The 3,531-nt window shown below is 43.4% G+C and carries 4 protein-coding genes; 1 reads left to right on the plus strand and 3 read right to left on the minus strand.

Going from position 1 to position 3,531, the window contains the following annotated elements; translation table 11 throughout:
* On the plus strand, positions 1–308 hold a 308-nt coding region (locus tag NTX75_09570), incomplete at its 5' end, for a 23S rRNA (uracil-5-)-methyltransferase RumA (GenBank protein MCX5816474.1).
* 6 nt (positions 309–314) lie between these two features.
* Here NTX75_09570 and NTX75_09575 read toward each other — a convergent pair.
* From NTX75_09575 to NTX75_09585, 3 genes are all read right to left on the minus strand, one after another.
* Positions 315–1,037 (minus strand): acyltransferase, encoded by a 723-nt coding sequence (locus NTX75_09575; GenBank protein ID MCX5816475.1) that lies wholly within the window; start codon positions 1,035–1,037, stop codon positions 315–317.
* A 216-nt stretch (positions 1,038–1,253) separates the two neighbouring features.
* A complete protein-coding gene (locus tag NTX75_09580; GenBank protein MCX5816476.1) occupies positions 1,254–1,928 on the minus strand; it encodes a flavodoxin family protein in 675 nt (224 codons plus the stop codon).
* A 9-nt stretch (positions 1,929–1,937) separates the two neighbouring features.
* Complete coding sequence (locus tag NTX75_09585; GenBank protein MCX5816477.1) at positions 1,938–3,215, minus strand: radical SAM protein; 1,278 nt, start codon at positions 3,213–3,215, stop codon at positions 1,938–1,940.
* Positions 3,216–3,531 lie beyond the last annotated feature (316 nt).

Consider the following 3,531-nt stretch of genomic DNA (forward strand, 5'->3'; position numbering starts at 1 on the left):
GTATGAACGGGATCGAAAATTGTGCTTTTTATAAAGGCAGGGTTGAGAACGTCCTGAAAACTCTTCAATTAAGCAATATTGATCTTCTTGTGGTCGATCCCCCCAGGGAAGGCATAAGTAAAGAGGGCTTAACGTTGATGTTCACCATTCAACCTAAAAGGGTTGCCTACATATCATGCAACCCCTCTACCCTTGCGAGGGATTTAAAAGAGTTTCTGGAACAGGGTTATGCGATAGCGGAAATCGCTCCCTTCGACTTTTTCCCCCACACATCCCACATGGAAACGCTGACAATCCTCGAAAGATAAGGTTCATCAATACAGCCAGATGTGGTCTAATTCATCTCCGGTTTTCCCTTCGGTCTTTCGCTCCCTCACAACCTTTGCCGGGGACCCTGCCACGACCGTATTAGGCGGCACATCCTGAGAGACCAGGGAATTGGCTGCCACTATGGCCTGTTCCCCGATGGTTACACCGGGAAAGATGATGGCGCCGGTGTATATCTTCGCGTAATCCCTAATTACAACGGGACGGTATTCCCGGACGATATGGGAAGATTCTGAATGGGTATGCGTGAATATCCTGACGTCTTCTGTGAGGCAGACCTCGTTGCCTATGGTGACTCCCCCTTTGGAGTCGATATAGACTCCCCGGTTAAAAAAGACAAAGTCACCGACGTCTATGAACTGTCCGAAGTTGAAACGAAAGTTCTCCTCTGCAATAAATCCGACACCGCACCGTTTAAAGAGGTGTTCGGCAATAAGCCTCCTGAGTTGGATGGCAAACGTTGCGAAAAGGCAGATAGGCAGCTTGTCCAGGGTGTCCCACAGGAAATGGAGGTAACGCTGTTGTGCGGTAAAGGGGTGTTCCCTTCCCAGAGGAAGAAGTTCGCAATATAAGGTGAGTCCACTGAGGAGTTCATTCGAAAAGGATGGTCCTTCCAGAAGTTGCAGAATCCTCTCCGTTCCCGTCTCATCGAGACCGGATTTGATAATCTCTACTATTTCTTCAAGCTTTACTGTGAGATCTCTTTCCATATCGCACCTCCTGAATAGTTATGAGTCCATGTAAGAAAAACAGGGACAGCAATGATTACAAGAAGCTATACGTAGCAAAACCTGCCTTCTCTCTTAATATTAGTTACTTACACACTGTTTTCCTTTTGTCTGCTTGCCTCACTCTTAAACCACCAAAATATCTCTTAATTTATTTCGTATTTCTAAATAAACTGCCGGAACGACAGGCGGTGAATGCTATTCCAATCCTCGATGTTTTTTCCAATATTGATATTCATAAGGCCATTCTTCTTTTCGCCATAGTATTAATTGCTGCATTCTTTCTTTGAATTGTCCGATGATTTTTTCGGATTCCGGGAAAACGACCTTGTCTTTCCATGATAACACCAATTTTTTGCACAATTCAAAAGCATTGTTTCGGATTCCTTCAGGGAATGTGTTTTCATAAATATTACCCATTGTCGCCCATACAGCACCCACGGGTCTGATACCGGTTATCATCATAAAATGATTCATAGACTCGGCAATCGGTGATTCATCTCCGCCACCGGACGTAACCACCGACGCTCCGTATTTTCCCTCGAATGACATGCAATGAACCACTTCACAACATCGATCCATAAATGCTTTCATCTGGGCGCTAACGTTAAAAATATAGTTGGGGCTTGCCAAAATCAAACCGTCTGCGTTAAGAATTCTTTGTTTAATGCTCTCGAATTCATCATGTTGAACGCATTTTCCTTTTTTGTGGCAGATGTCACATCCAAGGCATGGAAGAACGTTTTTTCCAGTCAGAAAAATGTTCTCTATAGATGCGCCAAGAAGCTCTGCCCCTTCTGAGATAATTTGTAAAAGCCGTGCGGTATTTCCTTTTGTACCATGAGGGCTTCCCACTAAATTTATAATTTTCATAGTTTCCTCCTATCTTTGCCAATGAGGACGATCTTTCATCCACATTTTTACAGTTTCCGAGAGCCAGTCCTGCAACGAAGGGACCATGTAGAATTTTGGAAACAAAAGCTCTTCTTCCGGGGCAATTACGCGTTCTTGAACAGCAATCCGGGCTAAAGTCGTATAAGGATAAATCCGAACGCCGGTCGTAATTTTTATGGCTTCGAGATTCAATGAATCTGCAAAATGCAGGCTTTGTTCAACCGTGTCTTTAGTTTCGCCAGGACCACCCAAAAGCAAAAACCCCATTCGCCCAATCCCATGCCTTTTAAGGATTTCTGAAATTCTACGGACATCATCTGTTGTAAATTTTTTGTTCATACATTGCAAGATTTTATCAGAGCCGCTTTCAAATCCGAAGCTGACTTCTTTGCATCCTGCTTTTGCCATTTTTTCTATGAGTGTATCGTCTGTTTTCCATGGATACAGAATACATCGCCATTTGATATTTAATCCGGCATTAATAATCCCATCGCAAAGCTCTTTTGCATAAGATGGCGGCAAGTTAAAGGTATTATCAACAAAGAAAAGCTGATGCGAGCCAGATTCCATATATCGGCGAATCCCTTCAACAACGGTCTGTGGCGAATATTTTCTTAAAATTTTGCCCTCAATCGTTGCGGTTGAACAATAACTACAATTCATGGAACATCCACGCCGGGTCTGAAACGGAATCCATATCTCATCGTCTTTTATTTCCGAGTACGGCGCAAGATGAACATTTAGGAGCGGTATGGAAAATTCATCAAGATTTCGGATCTGCTCTGGTCTTTGCCAGTTGCCCGAAGACAGGCAAAGCCCTGGAATGTCTGACAGATCGGCTTTTCGGGAAAGATGTTCCAAAAGCATTACAAACCCGGCTTCTCCTTCTCCCTGAATGCCCATATCAGCCCCCAAATAGGCTAATGCGGCTTTTGGAAAAATGCTGTATCCTGCTCCGCCTAAAACAATAGGCGCAGTTGAAAAGTTACGGCAATCTGCAACAACACCTTTCACCGAATCCAAAAGAAATCTGGGCGCATCCATGAACTGATCGTCAATATTTCTGACAGATATGCCGATTACTTCAGGAGAAAATGCATTGATGGCTTGCTCTATCAGCGCCCGAGTGTCCTGGCGCATCATCAGATTGATGGTTTTCACGTCATGCCCTGCGTTTTGGGCTGCTGTGGCAACACACGCCATTCCCAGAGGCAACACCGGCATGTTGATTTGTTCGGTATTGGCAGAAACCAGAAGTATTTTCATGAATTATACTGAATAGGAATAATTTCGATCCCGGTTATCCCGTTGTCGATTCGGTTATCACTCATGGCCTCAAACATCCTTACTTAAGTAATCTTTTTGATTGATTACCACCTGTTGATTATGTATTTCAAGAAAAATATGTTACGTATAGCAAGAAGCTGTTGAAACCTTATTTTTCACTGCGCGTAAGGGCAGGTTTTGTTCTGAACTCTTTTTCATCTCTTGCGTTGAGAATGCTCCTTCTTTTACCTATGCTATAGGCGTCTATCAAGGAAAAAAGCCAACAACATACAATGAATAAAGAAATGGCTTTAAA

Source organism: Pseudomonadota bacterium, assembly GCA_026388315.1.
Classification (GTDB): Bacteria; Desulfobacterota; Syntrophorhabdia; order Syntrophorhabdales; family Syntrophorhabdaceae; genus MWEV01.

Coding starts and splice junctions, on each gene's coding strand:
- NTX75_09575 (MCX5816475.1), bottom strand. CDS start 1,037: ATGGAAAGAGATCTCACAGTAAAGCTTGAAGAAATAGTAGAGATTATC.
- NTX75_09580 (MCX5816476.1), bottom strand. CDS start 1,928: ATGAAAATTATAAATTTAGTGGGAAGCCCTCATGGTACAAAAGGAAAT.
- NTX75_09585 (MCX5816477.1), bottom strand. CDS start 3,215: ATGAAAATACTTCTGGTTTCTGCCAATACCGAACAAATCAACATGCCG.